Genomic DNA, 25309 nt, shown 5'->3' on the forward strand with positions numbered 1-25309 from the left:
CAGCAGTTGCAACCAAGTAAGAAAAAACTGCGTACTTGCTTTTTCCCGTCCGCTTCAGGATATTCAGGCACAGAAGCCCGCACAACCACAACGCGTAAGGAGAAAGACATGCGCATCTACGCCGTCAACGGCAGCCCCAGAAAAAAATGGAATACCGCCACCATACTGCAAAGCGCCCTGGACGGCGCGGCTTCGGCGGCCGCAGAAAACGTCCGGACGGAAATGATCCACCTTTACGACTATAGTTATACGGGTTGCGTGAGTTGTTTTCAATGCAAACGCAAGGGAGGGAAGCACTATGGCCGTTGCGCCGTGCGCGACGGCCTGACGCCGGTGCTGGAAAAATGCCGTGAGGCGGACGGGATCATTTTCGGTTCCCCCGTCTATTTTCACAATATAACCGGCATGATGCGCTCTTTTCTGGAACGCCTGCTGTTTCCCTGCATTGCCTATGACCGCGACTATTCCTCACTGGCTCTCAAAAAACCGGCCACGGCCTGCATCTACACCATGAATGTGACGCGCGAGGTTATGCTGGAGCAGCACTACCCGGAAAAGCTGGGGAGCACGGAATTCTTTATTGAACGAAGTTTCTCCAGGCCCGCCGTGCTCTACATCAACGACACCTATCAGTTCAGCGACTACAGCAAGTATATGGTGGAATGCTTTTCCGAACAGGAAAAGGCGCTCCAAAGGGAAACACAGTTCCCTCTGGACTGCCAAAAGGCTTTTGAGCTGGGCCGTGATCTGGCGCGGGGCTGACCGGATTTACTTCTGGCAGTGCGGACAACAGACGGTGGCGCGGCCCGCCACGCGGATCTTTTGCAGCGGGCGGCCGCAACGGACGCAGGCCGCGCCGCCCCGGCCATAGACCGCGAAACTGTTCTGAAATGCGCCCACGTCGCCGTTGGCGTCGCGGTAATCACGGATGGAGCTGCCGCACTGGGCGATGGAGCGGCGCAGCACGTCCTTGAGGGCCGCCAGCAGGCAACGGCTCTGAGCCGGGCTCAAGCTGGAAGCCTTGCGGCGCGGGTCCAGGCCCGCCTGAAAGAGGGATTCGTCGGCGTAGATGTTGCCGATGCCCGCAATGACCTTCTGGTCCAGCAACACAGCCTTGAGCGCCGCGCCCCGGCTTCGCAGCAGGGCCGCGAACTCCCGCTCGCCGATCTCCAGCGGCTCGGGTCCCAGCTCCCGCCAGAAATCCCAGGCCTGCAAAATCTCCGGCGTGGCGGCCAGCACCAGGCCGAAAGCCCGCGTGTCGTCGAAAAAGAGGCGGCGCCGGTCGCCGTCCGGAGTGCGCAGATCAAAGACACAACGGGTATGGGAACCGGGCGGCGTGCCCGGCGCGTACACCATCAGACGGCCTGTCATACGCAAATGCACGGCCAGCAGATCCGGGGCGGTCTCTTCCGGAGTGCGCCCGCTCTCCGGCGGGGCCAGATGCACCAGCAGCAGTTTGCCCCTGCGGCCCACGTCCGCGATACGACGGCCCGCCAAAGTGGCCAAGGGCAGGCTCAAGGGATGCAGGCTGCCGGACCGCAGAACTTCCGCCCCCTCAATCAGGCACTCCTGTACCTGGGGGCGCAGGGTGCGGGCTACTGTTTCCACTTCGGGCAGTTCAGGCATAACGGCATTCAACCCTTTTTGCCGCTGGCGGCGTCAGGCCGCACGGTCCGGCTTGGTTACATAGGCATACTATGCGCCCGCGCCGGACCACTTGCTTCCTTGCCAGCGAACAAAAAATCTTGAATGCCGCAAGGCCGGCAGCAACGAAGAGGGCAAAAAATCATTCCGTGGCGCTTCCGAGGTAAATTTCCAACAAACCTTCGGGCGGATCAATGGTCACGGTGCGGGCGTCCAGGTCAAAACCAACAATAAAACAGGGCTGGGCCGGAAAAAGAATTTCCTGGTCTTGTTCCGTGACGATAGCCCAGATTTCCTGGTCCGCCGGATATTCCACATGGTCGAGGCGTCCCAGACGGCGGCCATCGGGCAAGAGCACCTCGCAGCCCAGCAGATCTTCCAGATAGGCCTCATCCTCGTCCGGCGGAGGCAGGCTGCCGCGCGACACCAGAATTTTCTGTCCGCGCAGGGCTTCAGCCGCCGTACGGTCCGTCACGCCTTCCAGAAGAAGCATAGGGCGGCCCTTGTGCCGGCGGCAGGACAGGGCACGGACGAGCCGGGGCGGCTCATCCCCGGCCTGAAGCCAGAGCGGCGCGTCCAAAAGCAAGGGGGAGTCCGCATGCCAGTCGATGCAGATCTCCCCTTTAATACCGTGGGGCCGCGCCAGCGTGCCCATATGAATCAGCATATCCGCCATGGAAGCCGAAGCTACTCCAGAATTTCCAGAACCGTACGTTTCTTCGACTTGGTGGATGCCGCGCTCAAAATAGTGCGCATGGCGCGGGCCGTGCGCCCCTGCTTGCCGATGACCTTGCCCAAGTCTTCCTTGGAAACCTTGAGCTCCAGCACCGACGTCTGCTCGCCTTCCACTTCGCTGACCTGCACTTCTTCGGGATGATCCACCAGAGACTTGGCAATATATTCGATCAGAGCCTTCATCGCGTACCTCCCAAAGATACCTTGCTGCCCGCGGGCAGCGCGGGCAAGGATTAAATAACGCGCAACCTTCGGAGCAATCGGCAGCTATCCGTCCGTCTTTCCCGTGCCGCACTGTCCTCCGGGCTGGTCCCGCAACAGCATAACACTTGCGGCAGGCGGTTCCCCGCCTTTCCACAAGGGTTTTATAGAGCATTTCAATGTTGATCTGCTCTGGAGCAATTCAACTTTTTCAAAGCTGAACCGCCCGCAAGGAGTTGCAGGCAAATCCTTGCCGCGAGATGCTTCCCGGCGGGTTCGATCCGCCGCAAGCAAGCATCGCAAGCGTAAGATTTAGGACAGATGCGCTTTGATCAGCGCCCGCACGGTGTCCGTGGGTTCGGCGCCGCGCGCGAGCCATTCCTTAATTTTATCCGCGTCAAGTTTCACTTCCGCCGGATTGGTCATCGGGTTGTAGTAACCCAGCAATTGCAGCGGACGCCCGTCACGACGGGTCTCGTCATTGGCGGCCACCACCCGGTAGAAGGGGTGCTTTTTGCTGCCGAGACGGGTCAATTTCAACTTCACAGCCATGAGTCCAACTCCCTTTGGTTTTATGTTAGCGTCGCGCCCGTAAAAGGGCAAGAGGGAAACGCGATTTCCAAGGCCGCATAAGGCCCTGCGAAGCGTTGTTTAATGAGGATTTTTATTTTTTACCGAGGAAGGCCGATGCCGGGCGGAACGCAGTGTACCAAGACAACATAAGCTTCGCGCGGGGTGAGCCTGACGCAGGCAAAAGGCAAAAAGCCCATTAAGCAACGTTTCCCTATTTCTTTTTGCGCTTCTGGCGCTCTTTCTTTTTCCGCTTCTTGGCAGCGGCGGATTTCGCCCCTCCGGGCCGTCCGCCCGGCAGAGCCATGCCGTCCATTCCACCCATGCCCGGAAATCCGCCCATACCGGGCATGCCCATGCCGGGGGGCATCATGCCCGGCGGCATGCCGCGCGGCATTTTCGGCATGGCCGGACGGCCTCCCTTAGCGCCCTTGCCGCCCATCATGCCTTTCATCATCTGGCGCATCTGCTCAAACTGGCGCACCATCTGATTGACCTGGGCCACGGTCACGCCCGCGCCCTTGGCGATGCGCGCCCGGCGACTGCCGTTGAGGATATCCGGATTGCGGCGTTCCCGCATGGTCATGGAATTGATGATGGCCTCGGTGCGCGCCATCTCCTTTTCCGGCACCGCGCCGTTGGCCTCAGCCAGCTTTTCGCGCAGGCCGCCCAAGCCCGGAATCATTTTCAGAATGCTGTCCAGCGAACCCAATTTTTTTAGGCGGCGCATCTGGGTACGGAAATCTTCCAGGTCGAAGCTGGCCTTCTGCATCTTGCGGGCCAGGGCCTCGGCCTCTTCGGCGTCAATAGTGGACTGGGCCTTTTCCACCAGGGTGAGCACGTCGCCCATGCCCAGAATGCGCCCGGCGATGCGGTCGGGGTGGAAGACCTCCATCTCCGACAGTTTTTCGCCCACGCCCACGAATTTCACGGGCGCGCCGGTCACCGAACGGATGGACAGGGCCGCGCCGCCGCGCGCGTCGCCGTCCATCTTGGTCAGCACAACGCCGGTCAGACCCAGGCGCTCATTGAAAGCCTCGGCCACGGTCACGGCGTCCTGGCCGGTCATGGCGTCGGCCACGAACAAGATTTCCTGCGGCTGCACAGCCGCCTTGATGGCCGAAAGCTCTTCCATCAGGGGTTCGTCCACATGGAGGCGGCCGGCCGTGTCCAGCAGCAGCACAGTGGCCTGCTCCTCACGGGCCTGAACCAGGGCCGCCGTGGCGATGTCCACGGGCTTCATCTCCGTGGTGGAGGGAAAGCAGGGCATGTCGAGCTGCTTGGCCAGCACCGTGAGCTGGTCGATGGCCGCCGGGCGGTAGACGTCCGCGGGGACCAGATAGGGCCGCATTTTCTGCCTGCGCAGCAGATTGGCTATCTTGCCCGCCGAGGTGGTCTTGCCCGAGCCCTGAAGGCCCACCAGCATGATCACCGCCGGTTCGCGGCCCTGCAGGTTGAGCCCCGTGGTTTCGCCGCCCAGCAGAGAAACCAGTTCGTCATTGACGATTTTAACCACCTGCTGGGCCGGGCTCACGCCTTTGAGCGTTTCCTGCCCCAGGCACTTTTCGCGCACGCTTTCCACAAAGTCTTTGACGACCTTGAAGTTGACGTCCGCTTCCAGGAGCGCCAGCCGCACTTCGCGCAGACCGGCCTGCATGTTTTCCTCGGTGAGCTGGCCGCGCCCGCCGAAAGAGCGGAATACGCCGGAAAGTCTGTCGGAAAGGCTCTCGAACATGAAGACCCCGCATCCGCCGCCGTGCCCTGTAGAGGCCGGCAGCCACAAAGCGTCTGTTTTCGCGCCGCGACACGCGGGCGAAGTGGAGATTCATAGGCTGTTTGCGACGCGTCGTCAAGTCAGGGGGCGTAACGTTGACAGCCTCCGGGGCGGCGTCTTAGGTTTCAGGCAAATCCATATGCAGTTCCGCCCCCCAACGCTTGCACCCGTTCGGTGCCTGGAGACAATATGAACAAGGTAAAAATCACGGTTCTGAAAACCACCTTTGACGCGGAGCTTGCCGCCCAATACGGGGCGGAAGGCCTGGACGCCTGTCCCATGCACAGGGAAGGACAGGTCTTTTACGCCGACTACGCCAAGCCGGAAGGCTTCTGCGACGAAGCCTGGAAAGCCGTCTATCAGTATGCCTTCGCTTTGGCCCACGGCGCGGGCAAGGGCGTCTTTTATTACGGCGACTGGATCAAAACGCCGGGCGTGGCCATCTGTAGCTGCAACGACGGCCTGCGCCCCGTCATCTTCAAGCTGGAAGCCACGGACGAGGTTTCGACCATTGAGTACACGCCGGTGCGGTAAGGCTCGCCAACAGCGCTGAAGCGGTAAAAACCCCGCGCGCGTCCAAGAGGAAGGAACCAGACGGGCGCGGGCGGGGCCGCCGGCTCAAAGGGACCACCCCTCTGATGGGATGCCGGCTGCCGGGGAGGGGCCACACGCCCCTCCCCGAATTTGTTGTCCGTTGCCGGACGAAACGAGGCTTAGAAGCTGTAGCCGAAGACCAGTTGCGCCTTCCACATATCCTGCTTTTCAAAGCTGGTGTCGCGCCGGCCGGCCTTCTTCCAGGTGTCGTTGTCCATGAAGTTGGCAACGTAGCCCAGATCAAGGTAAACATTGAAGTTTTCGTACATCTTGTATTCGTTGACTAGGTTGAATTCCAGCAGACCGTCGTTGGTGGTCAGATACGGGCCGTCATACTTTCCGGAACCACGATTCCAGGAATAGGCATTGCTCATGTATTTGACTGCGGAGGTGCTGTTGGTGCCGCCCCAGTAGGCTACGCGGAAAGTGTGCTTGAGGTCGTCCACAAAGCTCATGTCCCGGATCTGCAGACCCAAGCCCCAGGTACCCGCATAGCTCAGCGCGCCGAGGTCGTTAAAGGCGGAAGCTCCACCCCAGGAATAAGGGCCGCCGTCGCCCAACATGGAGGTGAAGTTGCCGTAGGGGGCAATGGACGGCATGCGCTCGGAACCGTTTTTGGGGTTGCCGTCGTCGCCCGAACCATACCAGCCGAAGATGCCGGGCACGCCCCAGTCCATCTTGTATTCCACCAGAGCCTTGGCCAGCCAGCCCTGGCGCTCGGTGCTGCCGCGTTTGCTGGTCATGGGCACGCCGCCATAACCGCCCTTCCATGCGTCGTAACGGCCCATGCCTTCCACATAGCCATAATTGATGTCCACTTCGATGTTCAGCGGATCCCAGGCGGTGATAGCAAAAGGCAGGCCGGCCCAGAACATGGAACCATAGGCCTTGCTGGTGTCGCCGAGGCTGCCCGGATAACCATTGAGGCCCGGATAGGGCGACAGGGTGTAATAAGGATTGCCGTCGGCAAAGCCTTTCGAATAGTCTGCGAATTTTGTGGTATTCTTACCCTTCATGCCGAACATGGCCCAGGGGGTGATTTCAAAACCGTCCAGCGTCACCGGGGCCATCAGGCCAAAAAGGTCCATGTTGTCAAGGTAGTTGCTCTTGTCATCGCCGTGATTGGTGACGCCCACGTAATTGTCGTTGAAGGGGCGCATCCAGAGCGCGGTCAGGCCAACAGTCTCATTGAACTGGTAGGAGGCCACCACGCCCGCCACCGGAGCATCCATAACTGCGGTACCGCCGGCCTTGTTGGGCAGAATGACCTCATGCAGGCCCATGCGCACCTTGAGATCGGTCTGGGGCACCATCCAGTCAATATAGGCCTGACGGACCCCGATCTGATTAGGACTGTCCGCCCCGAGAGCCCCACCGGTTTCTGCGTTGCCCCATTTCTGATTGCCGATCTGGAACTGGACCGTACCGGACAGGGCTTCAGAGGCCACCGCATCCAATTGCAAGCGGATACGCTGACGCGCGCCGAACGTATCATTGTTGTTGACTTTCGTTTTTCCAGCCAAATTCCGCGTATGGCTGATGAGGTTGTTGTCGCCCACGCCGAAGCCCATCAGCCACTGCCCCTTGGCCTTGAAGTCGATGGCCGACGCGCCCGCGGCCGCGCCCAGCAGCATGCCCGCCGTCAACAGCAATGTCAGAACCTTTTTCATCTTCCGCCTTCCTTCCTGTTACAATTACCTACAGTTACCGGGCCAGCCCGGAGATTCTCCGCGCCCCACGCGCGGGAGAAAAATTTTGCCTTGCCTTCCGGCGCGCCGGTACACCGCCGAAAAACGCAAAAAGCCCGAAAACGCGCCGCACAGGACGCGTTTTCGGGCCAAATATCGTGCCGGCCGCCGCAACGGCTGGAACTTAATGCTAATTTAGAGAGAGAGAGAGAGAGAGAGAGAGAGAGAGAGCAGCCGAACAGACGAAAGAACGGACAGCTTCAGACGCAAAAGCGGCACGGCTCAAGACGCCGGGCACGACGTGCAGGCAGATGCCGCGGGAGAAAAAAAGCTGCCACATAGCTATATTCATGATTGTATCCATTTTTCTGTAAAAATTTTTATACCAGACCTCGACAAAAGGCAAGAAAAAATTCAGCCCGCCGGTTGGACGCACGGGCGCGGGGCACCCCGACCGCTCAAGGCTGAAGCGCGGCCCTCATTGACAGAGGTCCCGCAAGCGGATAAGATAATTTGCTAAAGTTTATGCAATTATTTTAGCCCATTACGAGGAAGTCATGTTCACCAATCGCGGCAAGGCGCTGACCTTTGACGACATTCTGCTGATTCCCGGCTATTCCGAAGTAACCCCCGACGCCGTTGACATCACTACCTGGCTCACGCCCTCCATCCCCCTGCGCATCCCCCTGCTCTCCGCCGCCATGGACACCGTGACGGAATCGGCCATGGCAATTTCCATGGCCCGCATGGGCGGCATCGGCATCATCCACAAGAATATGCCCGTGGATCGCCAGCGCCTGGAAGTGGAACGGGTGAAAAAGAGTGAAAGCGGCATGATCCTGGACCCGGTGACCATTTCACCGCGCAATTCCGTGCAGGAAGCCCTGGATCTGATGTCCGACTTCCGCGTTTCGGGCCTGCCGGTGGTGGATGGCGAACGCCTGGTGGGCATCCTGACCAACCGCGACGTGCGCTTTGTGGAAGACGCCCAGGCCGTGCGCGTGGCCGACGTGATGACCAGCGACAAGCTGATCACCGTGCCCATGGGCACCTCCCTGGCCGAGGCCAAGCGCCATCTGCACGAGCACCGCATCGAAAAACTGCTGGTGGTGGATGAAAACAAACGCCTGCGCGGCCTCATCACCATGAAGGACATCGACAAGGTCCAGAAATATCCCAACGCCTGCAAGGACGCCAACGGCCGCCTGCGCGTGGGCGCGGCCATCGGCATCGGCAAGGATTCCGAAGCCAGGGCGGAACAGCTGCTGGAAGCCGGGGCCGACGTGCTGGTGCTGGACTCGGCCCACGGCCATTCGGTCAACGTGCTCAACGCCATCCGCCAGGTCAAGTCGAGCTTCCCCAACTGCCAGCTCATCGCGGGCAACGTGGCCACCTATGAAGGCGCGCGCGCCATTCTGGAAGCCGGGGCCGACAGCGTGAAAGTGGGCATCGGGCCCGGCTCCATCTGCACCACCCGCATCGTGGCGGGCGTGGGCGTGCCCCAGGTCACGGCGGTCACGGACGGCAGCCGCGCCGCGCGCGAAATGGACCGCTGCTGCGTGGCCGACGGCGGCATCAAGTTCTCCGGCGACATCGTCAAGGCCCTGGTGGTGGGCGCGCACTCGGTGATGATCGGCTCCCTCTTCGCCGGTACCGAGGAAAGCCCGGGCGAAACCATTCTCTACCAGGGCCGTACCTACAAAATTTATCGCGGCATGGGCTCCATCGACGCCATGAAGGAAGGCAGCTCGGACCGTTACTTCCAGGAAAAGACCAAAAAGCTGGTGCCCGAAGGCATTGTGGGCCGCGTGCCCTACCGGGGCCCGGTCATGGATGCCGTGTACCAGCTCATGGGCGGCCTGCGTTCGGGCATGGGCTATGTGGGAGCCAAGACTCTGGACGACCTTTTCCAGAATACCACCTTCTGCGAGATTTCCGCCGCCGGTCTGCGCGAAAGCCATGTGCACGACGTGGTCATCACCAAGGAAGCGCCCAACTACCGCATCGAGAACTAGCCCGCAAGGGCGAGGATGGAACATGCCGCACAGCAAAGTCATTATCATCGACTACGGCTCCCAGGTCACCCAGCTCATTGCCCGCCGCGTGCGCGAGGCCGGGGTCTATTCCGAAATCCATTCCTGTGTGACCACCGCCGCGCAGGTGGCGGAAATGCATCCCTCGGCCCTGATTCTTTCCGGCGGACCGGCCAGCGTGGGCGAAGCCGACGCCCCGGCCCTGGACCCCGGCTTTCTGGAACTGGGCGTGCCGGTGCTGGGCATCTGCTACGGCATGCAGCTTCTGGCTCAGAACATGGGCGGGCAACTGGCCCAGTCCCTGACGCGGGAATACGGCCCGGCGGAACTGACCTTCAGCGCGCCCTGCGCGCTCTGGGACGGCCTGGACGCCCGGAGCCCCTCCAGGGTCTGGATGAGCCACGGCGACAAGGTGCTGGCCCCGCCGCCGGGCTTCGCGGTGACGGGACGCACGCCCACCCTGGACGTGGCGGCCATGGCCGACGAAAAACGCGGAATCTACGCCGTGCAGTTCCATCCCGAAGTGCACCACAGCGTGGACGGCGAGCGCGTTCTGCAAAATTTCCTGTTCAAGGTGGCGCATATCACGCCGGACTGGACCATGTCCTCCTTTGTGGAGCGCGTGGTCAAGGAAATGGCCGAACAGGTGGGCGACAGGCATGTGGTCTGCGCCCTGTCCGGCGGCATCGACTCCACGGTGGTGGCGGTTCTGCTGCACCGGGCCATCGGCAAGCGCCTGCATTGCATTTTTGTGGACAACGGCCTGTTGCGCCTGAACGAAGGCGAGGAAGTGGTCAATTACCTGCGTGAGCACTTTGATCTCAATCTCGATTTCGTGCAGGCTCAGGAGCTCTTCCTCTCCCGCCTCAAGGGCGTGGAAGACCCGGAGAAAAAGCGCAAGATCATCGGCCACACCTTTATTGAAATCTTCGATGAGGAAGCCAAAAAACTGCCCCAGGTGGACTTTCTGGCCCAGGGCACGCTGTACCCCGACGTCATTGAATCCGTCTCGCACAAGGGCCCCAGCGCGGTGATCAAAAGCCACCACAATGTGGGCGGCCTGCCCGATACCATGAAGCTCAAGCTCATCGAACCGCTGCGCGAACTCTTCAAGGATGAAGTGCGCAAAGTGGCGGCGGAGCTGGGCATGCCCGACTCCATTGTCTGGCGGCACCCCTTCCCCGGTCCGGGGCTGGCAATCCGGGTGCTGGGCGAAATCACCGAGGAACGCCTGGGCATCCTGCGCCTGGCCGACAGGATCGTGCAGGAGGAACTGCGCGAATCCGGCTGGTACCGCAAGGTCTGGCAGGGCTTCGCGGTGCTGCTGCCGCTCAAGACCGTGGGCGTCATGGGCGACGGCCGCACCTACGAGCACGTCATCGCCCTGCGCGTGGTGGACAGCGTGGACGCCATGACCGCTGACTGGGCCCGCCTGCCCGCGGATCTCATCGCGCGCATGTCCGGCCGGATCATCAATGAGGTCAAGGGCGTCAACCGCGTGGTTTATGATGTTTCCTCCAAGCCGCCCAGCACTATTGAGTGGGAATAAGGAGGCTCTATGTTCGGCATAGGCAGCACGGAACTTCTGGTCATCCTGGTGGTGGCGCTGATTGTGCTGGGGCCCAAAAGCCTCGCCAGCATCTCGCGCACCCTGGGCAAGGCCATGGGAGAATTCCGGCGCGTTTCCACGGACTTTCAGCGCACGCTCAATGCCGAGGTAGCGCAGGAAGAGGACGAAGAGCGCCGCAAGAAGGCGGCGGAAAAAGCCGCCAAAACAGCGGCCGAGGCTGAAGCGGCCAAGGCCGCCAGGCAGGAGCGCGCTGCGTCCGGCGAAGGAACGCCGACGGAAGAAGCGACTGCTCCGGAAACCTCCGGCACGGAAGCCGCGACGGCTCAGGCTGAAACAGAGGCTCCCTCCGCGGCCACGGCAGCCCCGGCTCCGGACGCATCTGAAACCGGCCCCACCATCGACGTGACGCCCGCGCCGCCGGAGCCACCGGCGGGCAGCCCTCTGGCCGAAGCCCTGGCCAGGACCAAAGCCGAAGCCGAGAGCGGAGCCGCCGCGCCCAAAGCCGACAATGCCGTTCCGGCCCCTGACAACGGCGGCAAGGCATGAGCGGCCCGGAAGACAAGCTGCGCGCTCCGGAAGCCGTAGCGGAAAGCGACGCCCCCGCTGTTCCTGCGGACGCTGCCGCCACGACTGACAGTCCCTTGGGGTCTGAAAGCGGCACGGCGGCCGTAAGCCCTGCTGAATACGCGGAAAAATCCGGCCCGGAGAACGAAACGGGCACCGCGGATTTCGCGGATTTTGAAAGTTCCACGTTTTCCGGGCCCGAATGGCAACCCGACGCGCCCGCCACCGAAACCAATCATACGGGCGGCGCTGACGCGCCGTCTCCGGACGTGGCCGCCCAACTGGCCGCCGAGCTGGCCCGTACGGCGGAGCCCAATGCCGCCGCCGCTGCCGACGGCATGAACGGCGCGCCGCCGCTGCCGCCCTCCCCACCCACGGACACGCCCGCCGGATCCCCTGCTGAACCGCCCGCGCCCAGGCCGGACGGCAGCCCGGCCCCGGCGGAAGGCGGAGAGGGCGAGGAAGCCGCGGGCAAACCCATGAGCCTCATGGATCATCTGGGCGAATTGCGCGTGCGCCTGGTGCGTTGCTGCATTGCCGTGGGCCTGGGCTTTCTGGCCTGCTGGGCCGTGGTGGACCCCATTTTCAACGCCTTGGTGGACCCGCTGCTGGCCGTTCTGCCCAAGGGTTCACACGCCATCTACACCACCCTGCCCGAAGGCTTTTTCACCCGCATGTACATCGCCTTCGTGGCCGGTGTCTTTGTGGCCAGCCCGGTCATTTTCTATCAGGTCTGGTCTTTTATCGCGCCCGGCCTGTATGAAGAGGAAAAACGCTACATCATCCCGGTGGCCGTGCTTTCGGCCCTGTTTTTCATGGCCGGCGGCGCGTTCTGTTATTTCGTGGTCTTTCCCTATGCCTTCAGCTTTTTTGTAAGCTTCGCCACGGAAAGCATCGTGGCCATGCCCAAGGTCAGCGATTACCTGGGCTTTGTGCTCAAACTGATTCTGGCCTTCGGCCTGATCTTTGAAATGCCGCTGTTCGCCTTTTTCCTCGCGCGCATGGGCCTGATCACCGCGACCATGATGCGCAAGGCCCGGCGTTACGCCATCCTGGCCATCTTCGTGGTGGCCGCCATCCTGACCCCGCCGGACGTGGTTTCGCAACTCCTGATGGCCTGCCCCATGCTGGTGCTCTATGAACTGAGTATTCTGGTGGCAGCCACGTTCGGACGCAAAAAGACAAAACCCGAGTCCGAGGAAAACGCCGAAAACCAGGCTGAAAGCGATGAAAAAAACGCGGAGGAAGCATGAGCGCGCACGCCCCGCGTGAAGCCGCGCAAGAGCGGCACAGCGCGGAAACCCGCATCAGCCTGAGCCTGAATCTGGACGGCGAGGGCAAGACCCGGATCCAAACCGGTTTCGGCCTGCTGGACCACATGCTGACCCTGAGCATGTTCTGGGCGGGCATGGACTTGCAGCTCTCCTGCCAGGGAGACCTGGATGTGGACGCCCACCACAGCGTGGAAGACGTAGGCCTGACCTTGGGCCGCGCCCTGCTGGAAGCCCTGGGCGACAGGGCGGGCATCGCCCGCGTGGGCTACGGCCGCGTGCCCATGGACGAGGCGCTCAGCGAAGTTACAGTGGATCTTTCCGGCCGTCCCTGGCTGGAATGGCGCGGCGACGAGCTGCTGCCGCCGGTCATGGCCGGAGAGGAAAAAGACCTCTGGCGTGAATTTTACAAAGCTCTGGCAAGCAGCGCCCGCTGCAATCTGCACATTGCCTTTTTATACGGCAAAAACGGCCACCATCTGCTGGAATCGGCCGCCAAAGGCTTGGGCCTGGCCCTGCGCCAGGCCGTGCAGCGCCAGGGCACAACAACCATCAGAAGCACCAAGGGAGGCCTTGATTAATGCGTACTCGCCTGCATATATCGTTGTTGATTCTGCTTTGCCTGGTCCTGGCCGTTTCCTGTGCCAGGCGGCCGCGCAGCACGGCCGAGGTGCCGCGCTCCATTTCCTCCACCTACAAAATCTCCGTGGCGCCCTTTACCCAGCCCACCAACGCCAGCCAGCTCATTGTGGGCCGCATCCCTGAAGATCAGGGCCGCATTCCCGCCGATATGCTGTCGGCTCTGGACATGAAACTGCGCGAAGTGCTGATCAGCGGCACCAAACGCCAGTATACCTTCATTGCCCGCCAGAATCTGCCGCCGGATCTGACCACCTTCCACAGTTCCGAGCAGCCCCAGGCCCTGCCCCTCTGGGTGGCCTACGGCAAAAAGCAGGGCGCGCAGTTGCTGCTGATCCCCCAGGTGCTGGACTGGCACCAGCGCGAAGGCTCCAAGGCGGGCGTCACCGAGTCGGCCCACGTGCGCGTGGAGTTCTTTTTACTCAAGGTGGACGACGGCTCGCTGATGAACCGCTCCATCTTTGAGGAAAAACAAGTGGGCCTGACGGAAAACCTGCTCACTGTGGGTTCTTTCTTCAAGCGCCGCGGCACCTGGGTCACGGCCGAAGACCTCACCGTGGACGGCATGCGCAAAGCGGTCAAGGATCTGGGCTTATGATCATTTTCCCGGCGGTGGATATTCAGAACGGCAAGGCCGTGCGCCTCAAGCAGGGCCGCGCCCAGGACTCCACGGTTTTCGCCGAGGATCCGGTGGAGGCGGCCCGCACCTGGCAGGCGCGCGGCGCGCGCTGGCTGCATGTGGTGGACCTGGACGGCGCGTTTGACGGCGCGGCGCAGAGCCGGGCCATTGTGCAGCGCATCTGCCGGGAGCTCAGCATTCCCGTCCAACTGGGCGGCGGCATCCGCGACGAGGCCACGGCCAGCGCCTATCTGGAGGCCGGGGTGACCCGCCTGATCATCGGCACCTTGGCCTTGGAGCAGCCCGAACTGTTCGCCCGCCTCTGCCGCGCCTTTCCCGGCCGAATCGGCGTCTCGCTGGACGCCGAGGCCGGACGCCTTAAAAGCCGGGGCTGGGTGGCGGACACCGGCCTGACTGTGGACGACGTGCTGCCCCGGCTTCAGGACGACGGCGCGGCCTTCATCATCTATACGGACATTGAGCGCGACGGCATGCAGAGCGGCGTCAATCTGGCCGCCCTGAGCCATTTGGCCCATACCGCCCGCGTGCCGGTCATCGCCGCGGGCGGCGTCGCCACGCTGGAAGACGTGCGGAAACTCTATCCTCTGAGCCGCGACAGCCGTCTGGCCGGTGCCGTCAGCGGCCGCGCCCTATACGCGGGCACGTTGCACCTGGAAGAAGCCAACGCCTGGATCGACGCCCAGGAGGCGACGGCAACCTAGAGCATTTCAACGTTGAAATGCTTTAATGCCGAACACGGTGAGGCACGCCGCGAAGGCCGACCCGACGGGCGGCCCGTAGGGCCGTGCCTGTAGCCCAAAGGGCGTACAGGCATTGAGAGCGACGCGGCGTGGATTCCGGAAAAGCGACCGAAGGCAGCCCGAAGGGCTGTCCCCGTTATACGGGGGTCGACAGCAGCGATAAGCGCGCCCTTTGACGGAATGAACCCTTTGAAACGCAAAGCCTTTCAAAGGTAATCTGCTCTGAGCCAGTTATGCGTATCTTCTTTCTGCTTCTACAGGCATTTATTCTGATGACGCTGGGAGCGGCCGTCGCCTCCCTGCTCAACGAATTCGCCCTGCACATCGGCGGCGCGACGTCTCATGCCCTGATTCTTTTATGCCTGCTGGCCGATGGAGGCGTGCTGTTCAGCGGCCCCTTTGTCGCGCTGGCGGCGGCCATGTTCATTTTTCTGCTGCTCTCGGGCTACCGTATGCTGCGCTGGACGCGCTGGTTCGGCGTCGCCCTTAATCTCGGCCTGATCTGGCTCGGCCTGCGCTGGGATTTCCCGCCGTTTCTGATCGGCTATTTCGCCTGCAACTGCCTTATGCTGGCACTGGTGCCGACGCGTCCGAACATGACCCTCACCCTGCGCTGGGGAGGCCTGCTCCTCGACGGCCTCTGGGGCCTTCTGGTTCTGCTCTGTCTGTTGACGGACCCGCCGGGCGCCGCGCCGCTCACTCTGGCCTGCGTGCTGCCGCTTGTGTTCCTGTTCCGGGCCAATCAGAAAGCCGCGCAACGCCTGGCTGCCGACGGCGTTTACCGTCCGGCTCTGAAAACCTTTGCCGTCACCGCTCTGATCACTCTGGCTCTTGCCCTTCTGATGCCTTTGCTCGCCCCCTTCGCGGGCTTGAGCTGCCTCTTTTTGTTTTTCTGCATGGAAATGCAATATCTGCACTCCAATACACCTCCTTCGGATAAAAGCAGGCGCGCCTTGCTGGTCCGCCTGCTGGGACGCATGCCCGCCGTAGCGGCTTGAGCGTCGGTAAAATCCACTGGCCGGAGGATCATGCAGACGGCCTGACCGGCCAAGGGCCGCCGTCTTGCCAAAGTCCCGGCCCACGCTTATGATCTGTATATGTGTGCCATCAACCTTCCCATCCGCCGCCTGTTCTGCGGCTTTCCTGAAGAGCGCTACTGGCGCTCCCTGCTCTAAACCCGCACCTTCCATTCTCCGGCTGAAAAGGCCGCGGTCACGCGGCCCCTGTCACATCCGTTTTTTTTGCGGGGAATTTTATATGCTGACCACCAAACCGTTTCACTGGTATTGCCTGCTGGGAGCCATTGCTCTGGAAGTGGGCGGCACCACCGTCATGAAGCTGGCCCAGGGCTGGACCTTCGCCCATGCCGCTCTGCTGGGCCTGCTTCTCATGTGGCTGGCCATCGGCCTTTCCTATTACCTGCTGGCGCTTTCCACCACCGGCCTGCCCGTGGGCGTGGCCTTTGCCTTCTGGGAAGGCCTGGGCCTGACCCTGATCACTCTTTCCAGCGTGCTGATCCTGAACGAGGCGCTGACCTTCAAACGCGTTCTGGGCCTGATCTGCGTGCTGGCCGGGGCCCTGCTGGTGCACCACGGCACGGGCCACGGCGAAAGCCGGAAGCCGCGCCCGCATGACGCCGGGCGCAGTTCTTCCCCCGACGCTGAAAGCACGGACGCCGCGCCGGGCGCAGGGAGGCCGTGATGCACGCCCCTGCCGCCTTTTTCAATTTTTCCGTGCTGCTGGTCATCCTGGCCGCTGTTCTGGACATTCTGGCCAACCTGCTGTTGGCGCGCTCCCAGGGATTCCACCGCCGCTGGATAGGCTTCACGGCCCTGGCTCTGGTGGGCCTGGCTTTCTACTGCCTCTCCCTGGCGGTCAAGAACATGGATCTGGCCGTGGCCTACGCCATGTGGGGCAGCTTTGGCATTCTGGGCACCTCGCTTGGCGGCTGGCTCTTCTTCAAACAGCGCCTCAAGCCCTGCGCCTTCGCTGGTATGGGCCTGCTTATCGCGGGCATGCTGCTCCTGCATCTGGGGTAAACAGCCCGCAGAACTTCAGACAAGGAGGGACCATGCTCAGCATGCCGGAGCATATGGGCCTGATGATGACCTTCGGGGAATATGAGCCCAGACACGGCTTTGCGATCTGGTGTCTCGGCTTTGCCCTGACTTTGTCTGAGCCGGCGGCGAAAAACGCTTTTGCTGACTTTTTTCGGCGTCTGCGGATTTATTCTGCTTGTGCTTCTTTTGGGCATTGTTGGCGGCGGCGTTATTCTTTTTGACTTTGAGACAAGCCTGGGCAGAGCGGCTTGCTTCACGGCAATTTTCTTTTTGAGCGTATGGGCCTTCGGCAGAGCCTGGGCGCGAGAAAGCAAAATTCCTCCCGGCGACAGCCTGCCCTTGTGAGGGAAAACGCTTCTCCTGCTTTCGGCCCCAGGCTGTTTCGTGTGGGGGGCAGGCATCTATGCCGCCGGACATGTCCCCCTGGCAAATGCCTGTTACAATGCCGTTATCGCCAACGATATGAAACAACTGCGCCAATGTGTTGCCCTGCGTGCCGCCATCAGGCGGCACCCGGACTACAAGGGGGACTACAGCGTCAGGGCTTTTATGCCGGATACCTATGCCGCTTTTCATGAAATTGTGGCCGAAGACCGGGAACTGACGCCCCTGCGTCTGGAAATACTGCTTCTTTTGCTGCCGGAATTTGCCACTTCCTTTCATGGGGGGCATGTGCACCGTTTTTTCAGCCTGCCACCGTCGCCCTTGCGCCAACGTCTCCTTGCCGCCATCCTTGAACAGAATTCAATGATCACAAGAGTGTCGCTGCAAGAATACGACAATCTCGTGGCCCGGGGAGACAAAGCCGCGCTTGCTCTCCTGCTGGAGCACGACTGGAAACACAAATATTCAGATCTGGCGCATCCGTTCAACCTCTTGCAAAATACCCGCCCCTCTCCCCTGCGCACGGAAATTTTGCAAAATATTCTGCGCCGGAAAAGAGATGCCTATCTCACGCCTGCGCGTCTGGCTTTTTTCGAAATGGAGAGCATGGGTGCGGAAACATTCTGTATGCTGCGCAGAGATAGAGACACAGCGGCCCTGAGCACGCCCGAAGTAACAGCCTGGCTGCAACGCTACAAGGAAGTGCTGGCCGCTTCAGCTCTGGAGGAACTGCTCAGAGGGGCCCCGACGCCGGAGTGGGAGGAGGAGCTGACAACACGCCTGCCCGCTCTTACGGACGAGGAACAACGAAAGGTTCATGACAGAAAGGAATTGTACACGGATACAGCGCGATTTGGGCCGGATTATTGCGCCCGGCCATGACCCGTCATGAGCGCCATGCTCCGGTAGTTTCACGAAAAAGCGCCCCTGATCACTGAGGATCAGGGGCGCTTCGTATTTTTTCTCTTGCCTTGCGGCGCTACTGCGCCGGTCGGCTTTCGCCGGTGCCGCTCTTGCCCTCGCCGTGCGCGCGCAGGGAATTGTAGATGGGTTTGGCCGTGGCCCGGCCCGAGAAGATTTCCTCCGGCGCGGCGGCCAGGGCCTGTGGCAGCACTTCGTCCACATGCTCCACAAAGACCAGTTCCAGATCCCGGAGCACCTCGTCCGGCACTTCCTTGAGGTCCTTTTCATTGTCGCGCGGCATAATGACCTTTTTGATGCCGCTGCGCCGCGCGGCCAGCAGTTTTTCGCGCAGGCCGCCGATGGGCAGCACCCGCCCGCGCAGGGAGATTTCGCCGGTCATGGCCACGTCGTTGCGCACCGGAATGCCCAACAGGGCCGAGGTGATGGAGGTCGCCAGGGTAATGCCCGCCGAGGGACCGTCCTTGGGCGTGGCTCCGGCTGGCACATGCACGTGGATATCCACCTTGCGGTGAAAGCGCGGGTCCAGACCCAGCACTTCCGCGCGCGAACGCACATAGGACAGGGCCGCCTTGGCCGACTCGGTCATGACCTCGCCCAACTGGCCGGTGGTCACCACATGGCCCGCGCCGCTCATCAGGCTGGTTTCCACCAGCAGGATTTCGCCGCCGCGCTGATTATAGGCCAGCCCGGCGCAGACGCCCACCTGGGGCTCGTCCTCGCGTTCCTCATGGCGGTATTTCTTGACGCCCAGAAAACCCTGCAGGCTCTGTCGGGATATGGACACGCACTTGTCCAGATCGTCGTCCTCCACCAGACGGATGGCTGTTTTGCGGCAGAGGGCCGCAATTTCACGCTCCAGGTTGCGCACCCCGGCCTCGCGCGTGTAGCCACGGATAATCTCCAGCAAGGCATTTTCCGATATGCGGATGTTGCCTTCCTTGAGGCCGTGCTCCTCAACCTGGCGGGGCAGCAGGAAGCTCCGGGCGATGTGCCGTTTTTCCGTCTCCAGATAGCTGGACAGCTCGATAATTTCCATGCGGTCCAGCAGGGGGACCGGAATGGTGTGCAGGGAATTGGCCGTGGTGATGAAAAAGACCTTGGACAGGTCGTATTCCAGATCCAGATAGTGGTCCATGAAGGTATTGTTCTGCTCCGGGTCCAGCACCTCCAACAGGGCCGAGGCCGGATCGCCCCGGTAATCCGAAGTCATCTTGTCCACTTCATCCAGGCAGAACAGGGGATTGTTGTATTTGACCCGCTTCAGGGACTGAATGATCTTGCCCGGCAGTGCGCCCACATAGGTGCGGCGGTGGCCCCGGATTTCGGCCTCGTCGCGCACCCCGCCCAAGGAAAGGCGGATGAAATCGCGGCCCGTGGCCCGGGCCACGGATTTGGCCAGCGAGGTCTTGCCCACGCCGGGAGGACCCACAAAACAGAGAATGGGGCCTTTCAGACCGTGCGAAAGCTTCTGCACGGCCAAGTATTCCAGGATGCGCTCCTTGGGCTTTTCCAGGCCGTAGTGGTCGCCGTCCAGAATGGCGCGGGCCTTTTCAATGTCGATGTCGATGCTTTTCAGATCATTCCAGGGCAGGTCCAGAATCCAGTCCACATAATTGCGCACCACCGTGTATTCGGCGGCCGAGGGCGGCATGGCGCGCAGCTTCTTCACTTCGGCGAGCGCCTTCTGCCGGGCCTCTTCGGGCATGTCGCGGCCCTTGAGCTTCTGCTCCAGCTCGTCCACCTCGGCCTGGGGATCGTCGTCGCGCCCCATTTCCTTGTTAATGGCCTTGATCTGCTCGTTGAGGTAGTACTCGCGCTGGTTGCGCTCCATCTGGACCTTGACCCGGTTCTTGATCCGCTTTTCCACCGAGGACAGGGCTACTTCGCCCTGCAACAGCTCATAGGTGCGCTCCAGGCGCTCGGTCACGTCGGAAAGTTCCAGCGCTTCCTGCTTTTTGCGGTACTCCACCTTGAGATGGGGCAAAATCGCGTCGGCCAGCGGGCCGGGCTCATGCAGGGCCAGGATGGAAAGCACGGCTTCCTGTGAAATTTTCTTGTTGTTTTTGCCGTACTCTTCCAGGGACTCGTGGGCCGCGCGGACCAGAGCCTCTTTTTCTTCCGGGCGGCTCTGGCTTTCCTCCAGACGGCGCACCCCGGCCAGCAAGCACTGGTCGGCCTCGCGCAAATCCTGCCAGACCGCGCGGTACAGCCCCTCAAAGAGCACCTTGATGGTGCCGTCCGGCAGGCGCAGCATCTGCAAAACCTTGCTGACCACGCCCACGGCGCACAAATCGTCAGCCTCGGGCTTTTCCAGTTCCGGCTCGCGCTGGGCCACCAGGAAAATCTGTTTGCTGTACGAGGCCTGGGCCGCCTCTATGGCTTTGATGGAGGCTTCGCGCCCCACGAAAAGCGGCATGATCGAGCGGGGGAACATGACCACTTCCCGCAAGGGCATGACCGGCAGTTCCTGGAAGGCTTCCCCACGCACTGCGTCAGACATAATTTCTCTCCCCGAAAGGCGTCAGCGGGCCGGGCCTCTTGGCCGCGGCCCACAAAAGCCAGTTTCGACATATCCGTTTGAAATGTACAGCATTTCAACGTTGAACCGCTCCGCAAAGATTTGTCTGCAAATCCTTGCCACGAAATGCGCGTAGGTAGGCTTTGCCCGCCGTAAACGAGCATTTCAAGTGTTAAAGATGTCCTAAGATGCCTTGTCCGCGGACAAACGCTCTTCTTCACTCACGGCCTCGCCGCCATCCCCATAGAGCAGGACCGGCTCCTTGCCCTTTTCGATCACAGCCCGGTTGATCAGGCATTCCTTGACGTTGGGCATGGACGGCAGCTTGAACATGATGTCCAGCATGATCTTTTCCATGACGTTGCGCAGGCCGCGCGCGCCGGTTTTGCGCTCAATGGCCCTGGCCGCAATGGCCTTGAGGGCATTGGGCGTGAAGCGCAGGGTCACATGATCCAGCTCGAAGAGCTTCTGGTACTGGCGTACCAAGGCGTTCTTGGGCTCGGTGAGAATGCGCACCAGATCCGGCTCGTCCAGTTCATCCACGTGGGTGATGATGGGAATGCGGCCCACGAATTCAGGAATCAGGCCGAACTGGACCAGATCCTGCGGATGAATTTTTTCCAGCAGTTCGGCCAGGGGCGTCTCCTTGCTGCTGCGCACTTTGGCGCCGAAGCCCATGGAACCGCCGCTCATGCGCGATTCCACAATCTTGTCCAGGCCCACAAAAGCGCCGCCCACGATGAACAGGATATTGCCCGTGTTCATGCGGATGAATTCCTGCTGCGGGTGCTTGCGCCCGCCCTTGGGCGGAATGTTGGCCTCGGTGCCTTCAATGATCTTCAGCAGGGCCTGCTGCACGCCTTCGCCGGACACGTCGCGGGTAATGGAGGGGCCGTCGCCCTTGCGTGAAATCTTGTCGATTTCGTCAATGTAAATGATGCCCTTACCGGCGGCCTCCAGGTCGTAATCCGCATTCTGGAGCAGCTGGACCAGGATGTTTTCCACATCCTCGCCCACATAGCCGGCCTCGGTCAGGGTGGTGGCGTCGGCAATGGCGAAAGGCACGCGCAGCACCTTGGCAAGGGTCTTGGCCAGCAGGGTTTTGCCGCTGCCCGAGGGTCCCACCAGCAGGATGTTGCTTTTTTCCAGTTCCACGTCGTGGCCCAGGGCGTCGGCATAGAACACGCGCTTGTAGTGGTTGTGCACGGCCACGGAAAGAATTTTCTTGGCCTCGTGCTGCCCGATGACGTATTCGTCCAGCCTGTCCTTGATTTCCTGGGGCGAAAGCAGGCGTTCGCCGCTGTCCGGGCTTTCCATCTGGTCGCGGGCGATAATCTCGTTGCAAGCCTTGACGCAGTTGTCGCAGATGCTTGCGCCGTCCTGCACGATGAGGTTGCGCACCTCCAGCTCGCTACGACCGCAGAAAGAGCAGCGCAACGGCTCGTTAACCGTGTTTTTTGTGGTATTGCCCATGGCTTATTCGCTCTTTTCCTGCGCCATCTCTCGGCGTGAGGCCAGCACGCGGTCGATGATGCCGAGTTCCTTGGCTTCTTCAGGGGTCAAAAAATTATCGCGCTCCGTGGCCTTGACCACGTCCTCATAGGGCCGCTTGGTGTTCTCCGCCAGCATGCGGTTGAGCCGCTCCTTGAGGCGGAGAACCTCGCGGGCGTGGATTTCGATATCCGTGGCCTGGCCCTGAAAACCGCCCGAAGGCTGGTGGATCATGATCTGACTGTTGGGGAGGGCAAAACGCATGCCCGGCTCACCGGCGGCCAGCAGAAAAGCCCCCATGCTCGCCGCCCGGCCCATGCAGACCGTGGTGACCGGCGAGGTGATGTAGCGCATGGTGTCGTAGATGGCCAGACCGGCCGTCACCGATCCGCCGGGGGAATTGATGTACAGGTTGATTTCTTTTTCCGGGTCCTGGGACTCCAGGAAAAGAAGCTGGGCGCAGATCAGCGAAGCCACTGCGTCGTTGACCTCCGAGCCCAGAAGCACAATACGGTCCTTGAGCAACCGGGAATAAATATCATAGGCCCGCTCGGAACGGCCTGTGGTTTCAATGACCATGGGAACTAAAGACATATATCCGCCTCACGGTTTCCGGCCCGCCGCAAGCGCGGGCCGTGAAAACTGTAAAAGGCTGTTGACATGGCCAACAGCCCCGAAAATCAGGAGCAGGTCGCGGCTTCGCCGCGTCGCAGCGACCGATTTTCGTGCCTCTCCGCACGGCGGCGCACGCCCGCCGCGCGGTGTTTGTCATCACGCGGAAGGCGGCCCTCAGGCCGCCTTTTCCTTACTTCGTTTCTTCCTTGGATTCGGCGGGGGCCTCCGCCGGAGTCTCGGCATCGCCGTCTCCGGTCCGGGGCTCCCTGGGTTCCACTTCCGTCACCTTGGCCTTGGCGTAGATCCGGTCCATGGCCTTGTCGGCCAACAGGCGGTCACGCAGCACAAAGATCAGGCCGGAACGCTCATAGCTCTCGCGCAGAGCCTTGAAGTCCTCGCCGCTGCGCAGGCTTTCCTGATAAATATGCGTATTGACTTCCTGGTCGGAAACCTCCAGGCCCTCTTTCTTGGCGATGGAGAGCAACAGCACCTGGATGCGCGCCAGCTCCTCGGCCTGCGGCAGCATTTCCTTGCGCAGCTCCTCGGGGCTCTTGCCCAGAGATTCCAGGCCCTTGCCCTGACGTTCCAGGCGGGCCTTGAGGTCCGTCAGCAGGGTGCGCATCTGGATGTCCAGCAGGCTTTCGGGCAGGGGAAAATCCACCATCTTCAGCAGCCGGTCCAGCATGGTTTTCTGGGCCGCGCTCTTGTTCAGATTTTCGCGGCTCTGGGTATAACTGCGGGTGATGGTTTCCTTGAGCTTGTCCACATTGTCCAGGCCCAGGCTTTTGGCCAGGTCGTCATTGAGCTCGGGCAGCTTGCGTTCCTTGACCGCGTGCACCTTGACCTTCATGGTCACGGTCTTGCCGGCCAGGTCCTTGGCGATGAAGTCGTCGGGAAAACGGATTTCGCCCTCGCCTTCCTGGCCGTAGGGAATGGTTTTGACCAGAGCCTCGAAATCCTCAAGGGCCTGATGCTCGCCCAGTGCCAGGTCAAAATTCTCGGCCTTGACGCCCTCCAGGGGCTGGCCGTTCTCGTAAGCGGCGAAGTCAATGCTGGCGACCTGGCCGTCCACGGCCGGACCCGCGCCGTCCACCGGCACAAGCTGGGCGCGGTCGCGCCGGATGCGCTCAATGACATCCGCCACTTCCTGCTCCTTGACCTCTACCTTTTCCTGCTCCACTTCCATGCCTTCGTAGGGGGGCAGATCAAACGTGGGCAGCACTTCAAATTCAATGCTGTAAATATAGCCCTTGCCCCGCTCCAGAGCCTCCGCGCCGTCCACATTGATGCCGGACAGGGGCTGCACGTCCAGGTTCTGCATGACCTCGTTGATATGCACGTTGATCAGATCCTGGCGGGCTTCTTCGTAAATCTTGTCGCGGAAGCGCTGTTCAATGACCGAAGCGGGCACCTTGCCCTTGCGGAAACCGTCCAGCTGCACGGAAGTTTTATACAAGGCCACGGCGCCCATGATGGCCGCTTCCACTTCCTGCGGTTCCGTGGTGATCACGATCTTTTTCTTAACCGGCGAAAGATCTTCAGCGCTGTATTCCACGTGGGGCTCCTTTCTGGTAATGGGGATGTTGGCGCAGAAATCGAGGCTTGAACCCACAGGCTTTCGGCACCGGATCCAAACCGCCATTATTAAATAACATACTGTAATTCTTCATCACCAGCCGCAAGCCCGGAAACAGAAGCGCCTCGCGCGTCCCGAAACCGCAACCCGCAACCGGCGGCAATCGCTCTTGATACCGTAACTTACACCAAGATTCAAGACTTCGATAAGCATCCGCAGCCATATCGTCAAGAGAAGTTCAGCCGTGGGGCGTTTGCTCTGACAGCGGGAGCCGACGCCCGCGCGGCGTCCACTTTGAAAGTGGACACAATTTCAAAGATCCTCCGTCTAGAATCTGCGGAAGGAGCGGGAGACATCCGCAAACTCTGAAAAATTTTGCGCCGGGCCTGCCGACGGAGTGCTTCTGGCTGTCTTGCCCGCAGTGTGGACAGATGAAGAACCCATCCTCCAAATGCCTGCTGGAATCCGCCCAGGACATCCTGCGCGCGGCCGCCTCGGGAAAGCCCCGCCACCGGAGACATGTGCCCTGCTGCCGGACCAGCGAAAAATCCGGACAAGCACACGTCCGCCCTGTTCCGGAAAAAGGATACGCATGCAAGGGCTCTCAGGCCCTGGCGTGGCAACGGTGATACGATTGGTGATCGTGGTGATACAAAAAGACAAAAAATAGGGCGGCAATGCCCACATTACCCCCTCCGATTTACCCAATACGGCACAAGCCCTCCGCACATGGGACTGTACCCGGAAACCTGAATTCCGCACCTCCGGCCACCGCACAAGCCCCGAGGGAACGTCACAATACAGGCTTCACTGTGGAACCCGTCCAGGAGAGCCGCGCCCGGCAGCGAACAGACAGCAACCCGAAAAACAAGAGCCCCTCATGCAACCAAGGAAACAGGAGCATGAGGGGTTTTATGAACTGCTTGTGTACAAGCGGTTATGGCTTCTGGTGCGAGAGGGGGGATTTGAACCCCCATACCTAGGGTGCTGGATTCTAAGTCCAGTGCGTCTACCAGTTCCGCCACTCTCGCAAAGGTATATTAATAGCTTATTTGCGGGCGGGCCGCAAGCCGCGCCA

24 protein-coding genes and 1 tRNA gene are annotated in these 25309 nt (G+C 61.2%); 14 read left to right on the forward strand and 11 right to left on the reverse strand.

Going from position 1 to position 25309, the window contains the following annotated elements; genetic code table 11:
* The first annotated feature begins 108 nt into the window (after window positions 1–108).
* The gene (locus tag AXF13_RS09805) at window positions 109–762 is read left to right on the forward strand and encodes a flavodoxin family protein (RefSeq protein ID WP_062252965.1); all 654 of its coding nucleotides are present in this window, start codon (window positions 109–111) and stop codon (window positions 760–762) included.
* Between the two features lie 6 nt (window positions 763–768).
* Here AXF13_RS09805 and mutM read toward each other — a convergent pair whose 3' ends face one another.
* The 5 genes from mutM to ffh all read right to left on the reverse strand — a co-directional run bounded on the left by mutM (window position 769) and on the right by ffh (window position 4885).
* Window positions 769–1626 (reverse strand): bifunctional DNA-formamidopyrimidine glycosylase/DNA-(apurinic or apyrimidinic site) lyase, encoded by an 858-nt coding sequence (mutM, locus tag AXF13_RS09810; protein ID WP_062252967.1) that lies wholly within the window; start codon window positions 1624–1626, stop codon window positions 769–771.
* 160 nt (window positions 1627–1786) lie between these two features.
* Window positions 1787–2320, reverse strand: coding sequence for a ribosome maturation factor RimM (rimM, locus tag AXF13_RS09815; RefSeq protein WP_062252968.1), 534 nt, complete (start codon window positions 2318–2320; stop codon window positions 1787–1789).
* Window positions 2321–2331: 11 nt separating this feature from the next.
* The gene (locus tag AXF13_RS09820; protein ID WP_009302016.1) at window positions 2332–2562 is read right to left on the reverse strand and encodes a KH domain-containing protein; all 231 of its coding nucleotides are present in this window, start codon (window positions 2560–2562) and stop codon (window positions 2332–2334) included.
* A gap of 330 nt (window positions 2563–2892) precedes the next feature.
* Window positions 2893–3132, reverse strand: coding sequence for a 30S ribosomal protein S16 (gene rpsP, locus AXF13_RS09825; RefSeq protein ID WP_008685694.1), 240 nt, complete (start codon window positions 3130–3132; stop codon window positions 2893–2895).
* 232 nt (window positions 3133–3364) lie between these two features.
* Complete coding sequence (ffh, locus tag AXF13_RS09830; protein ID WP_062252970.1) at window positions 3365–4885, reverse strand: signal recognition particle protein; 1521 nt, start codon at window positions 4883–4885, stop codon at window positions 3365–3367.
* Window positions 4886–5113: 228 nt separating this feature from the next.
* On the opposite strand from ffh, the gene AXF13_RS09835 reads away from it, so the two are divergent.
* Window positions 5114–5458 carry a TIGR04076 family protein gene (locus AXF13_RS09835; RefSeq protein ID WP_062252972.1) on the forward strand — a complete coding sequence of 115 codons (345 nt, stop codon included), beginning with the start codon at window positions 5114–5116 and terminating at the stop codon, window positions 5456–5458.
* 179 nt (window positions 5459–5637) lie between these two features.
* On the opposite strand, the gene AXF13_RS09840 is transcribed toward AXF13_RS09835, so the two are convergent.
* The gene (locus AXF13_RS09840; RefSeq protein WP_062252974.1) at window positions 5638–7188 is read right to left on the reverse strand and encodes an outer membrane homotrimeric porin; all 1551 of its coding nucleotides are present in this window, start codon (window positions 7186–7188) and stop codon (window positions 5638–5640) included.
* Between the two features lie 575 nt (window positions 7189–7763).
* Between AXF13_RS09840 and guaB the strand changes: the two genes are divergently transcribed.
* From guaB to AXF13_RS09900, 12 genes are all read left to right on the forward strand, one after another.
* Window positions 7764–9221: an IMP dehydrogenase gene (gene guaB / locus AXF13_RS09845; RefSeq protein WP_008685699.1), complete on the forward strand. Its 1458-nt coding sequence runs from the start codon at window positions 7764–7766 to the stop codon at window positions 9219–9221.
* A gap of 22 nt (window positions 9222–9243) precedes the next feature.
* The gene (gene guaA, locus AXF13_RS09850; protein ID WP_062252976.1) at window positions 9244–10788 is read left to right on the forward strand and encodes a glutamine-hydrolyzing GMP synthase; all 1545 of its coding nucleotides are present in this window, start codon (window positions 9244–9246) and stop codon (window positions 10786–10788) included.
* A gap of 9 nt (window positions 10789–10797) precedes the next feature.
* Window positions 10798–11355 (forward strand): Sec-independent protein translocase protein TatB, encoded by a 558-nt coding sequence (gene tatB, locus AXF13_RS09855; protein ID WP_062252977.1) that lies wholly within the window; start codon window positions 10798–10800, stop codon window positions 11353–11355.
* A gap of 497 nt (window positions 11356–11852) precedes the next feature.
* The gene (tatC, locus tag AXF13_RS17460; RefSeq protein ID WP_008685703.1) at window positions 11853–12626 is read left to right on the forward strand and encodes a twin-arginine translocase subunit TatC; all 774 of its coding nucleotides are present in this window, start codon (window positions 11853–11855) and stop codon (window positions 12624–12626) included.
* Window positions 12623–13225, forward strand: a complete 603-nt coding sequence (gene hisB, locus AXF13_RS09865; protein ID WP_062252979.1) for an imidazoleglycerol-phosphate dehydratase HisB — start codon at window positions 12623–12625, stop codon at window positions 13223–13225. The genes tatC and hisB overlap by 4 nt, the downstream gene beginning before the upstream one ends.
* Window positions 13225–13881 (forward strand): hypothetical protein, encoded by a 657-nt coding sequence (locus AXF13_RS09870; protein WP_008685705.1) that lies wholly within the window; start codon window positions 13225–13227, stop codon window positions 13879–13881. The genes hisB and AXF13_RS09870 overlap by 1 nt, the downstream gene beginning before the upstream one ends.
* Window positions 13878–14624, forward strand: a complete 747-nt coding sequence (hisA, locus tag AXF13_RS09875) for a 1-(5-phosphoribosyl)-5-[(5-phosphoribosylamino)methylideneamino]imidazole-4-carboxamide isomerase (protein WP_009302009.1) — start codon at window positions 13878–13880, stop codon at window positions 14622–14624. Before AXF13_RS09870 ends, hisA begins: the two co-directional genes overlap by 4 nt.
* Window positions 14625–14896: 272 nt before the next feature.
* Entirely contained in the window at window positions 14897–15661 is a 765-nt protein-coding gene (locus AXF13_RS09880; RefSeq protein WP_062252981.1) for a hypothetical protein, read from the forward strand.
* Window positions 15662–15920: 259 nt separating this feature from the next.
* The gene (locus AXF13_RS09885) at window positions 15921–16364 is read left to right on the forward strand and encodes a DMT family transporter (RefSeq protein WP_062252983.1); all 444 of its coding nucleotides are present in this window, start codon (window positions 15921–15923) and stop codon (window positions 16362–16364) included.
* Window positions 16364–16702 (forward strand): SMR family transporter, encoded by a 339-nt coding sequence (locus tag AXF13_RS09890; protein WP_009302007.1) that lies wholly within the window; start codon window positions 16364–16366, stop codon window positions 16700–16702. The genes AXF13_RS09885 and AXF13_RS09890 overlap by 1 nt, the downstream gene beginning before the upstream one ends.
* A 32-nt stretch (window positions 16703–16734) precedes the next feature.
* Complete coding sequence (locus AXF13_RS16780; protein WP_150116150.1) at window positions 16735–16944, forward strand: hypothetical protein; 210 nt, start codon at window positions 16735–16737, stop codon at window positions 16942–16944.
* A gap of 163 nt (window positions 16945–17107) precedes the next feature.
* Window positions 17108–17989 (forward strand): hypothetical protein, encoded by an 882-nt coding sequence (locus tag AXF13_RS09900; protein WP_062252987.1) that lies wholly within the window; start codon window positions 17108–17110, stop codon window positions 17987–17989.
* A 97-nt stretch (window positions 17990–18086) separates the two neighbouring features.
* Here the strand turns inward: AXF13_RS09900 and lon are convergent, their stop codons facing one another.
* The 5 genes from lon to AXF13_RS09930 form a co-directional block, all read right to left on the reverse strand.
* Complete coding sequence (lon, locus tag AXF13_RS09905) at window positions 18087–20531, reverse strand: endopeptidase La (RefSeq protein ID WP_062252989.1); 2445 nt, start codon at window positions 20529–20531, stop codon at window positions 18087–18089.
* A 201-nt stretch (window positions 20532–20732) separates the two neighbouring features.
* Entirely contained in the window at window positions 20733–22022 is a 1290-nt protein-coding gene (gene clpX, locus AXF13_RS09910; RefSeq protein WP_008685795.1) for an ATP-dependent Clp protease ATP-binding subunit ClpX, read from the reverse strand.
* Window positions 22023–22025: 3 nt separating this feature from the next.
* A complete protein-coding gene (locus AXF13_RS09915; RefSeq protein WP_008685796.1) occupies window positions 22026–22634 on the reverse strand; it encodes an ATP-dependent Clp protease proteolytic subunit in 609 nt (202 codons plus the stop codon).
* Window positions 22635–22845: 211 nt separating this feature from the next.
* Window positions 22846–24210 carry a trigger factor gene (tig, locus tag AXF13_RS09920; RefSeq protein ID WP_062252991.1) on the reverse strand — a complete coding sequence of 455 codons (1365 nt, stop codon included), beginning with the start codon at window positions 24208–24210 and terminating at the stop codon, window positions 22846–22848.
* A 968-nt stretch (window positions 24211–25178) separates the two neighbouring features.
* Window positions 25179–25262, reverse strand: a tRNA-Leu gene (locus AXF13_RS09930).
* Window positions 25263–25309 lie beyond the last annotated feature (47 nt).

The organism is Desulfovibrio fairfieldensis, from assembly GCF_001553605.1.
GTDB classification, from domain to species: Bacteria; Desulfobacterota; Desulfovibrionia; order Desulfovibrionales; family Desulfovibrionaceae; genus Desulfovibrio; species Desulfovibrio fairfieldensis.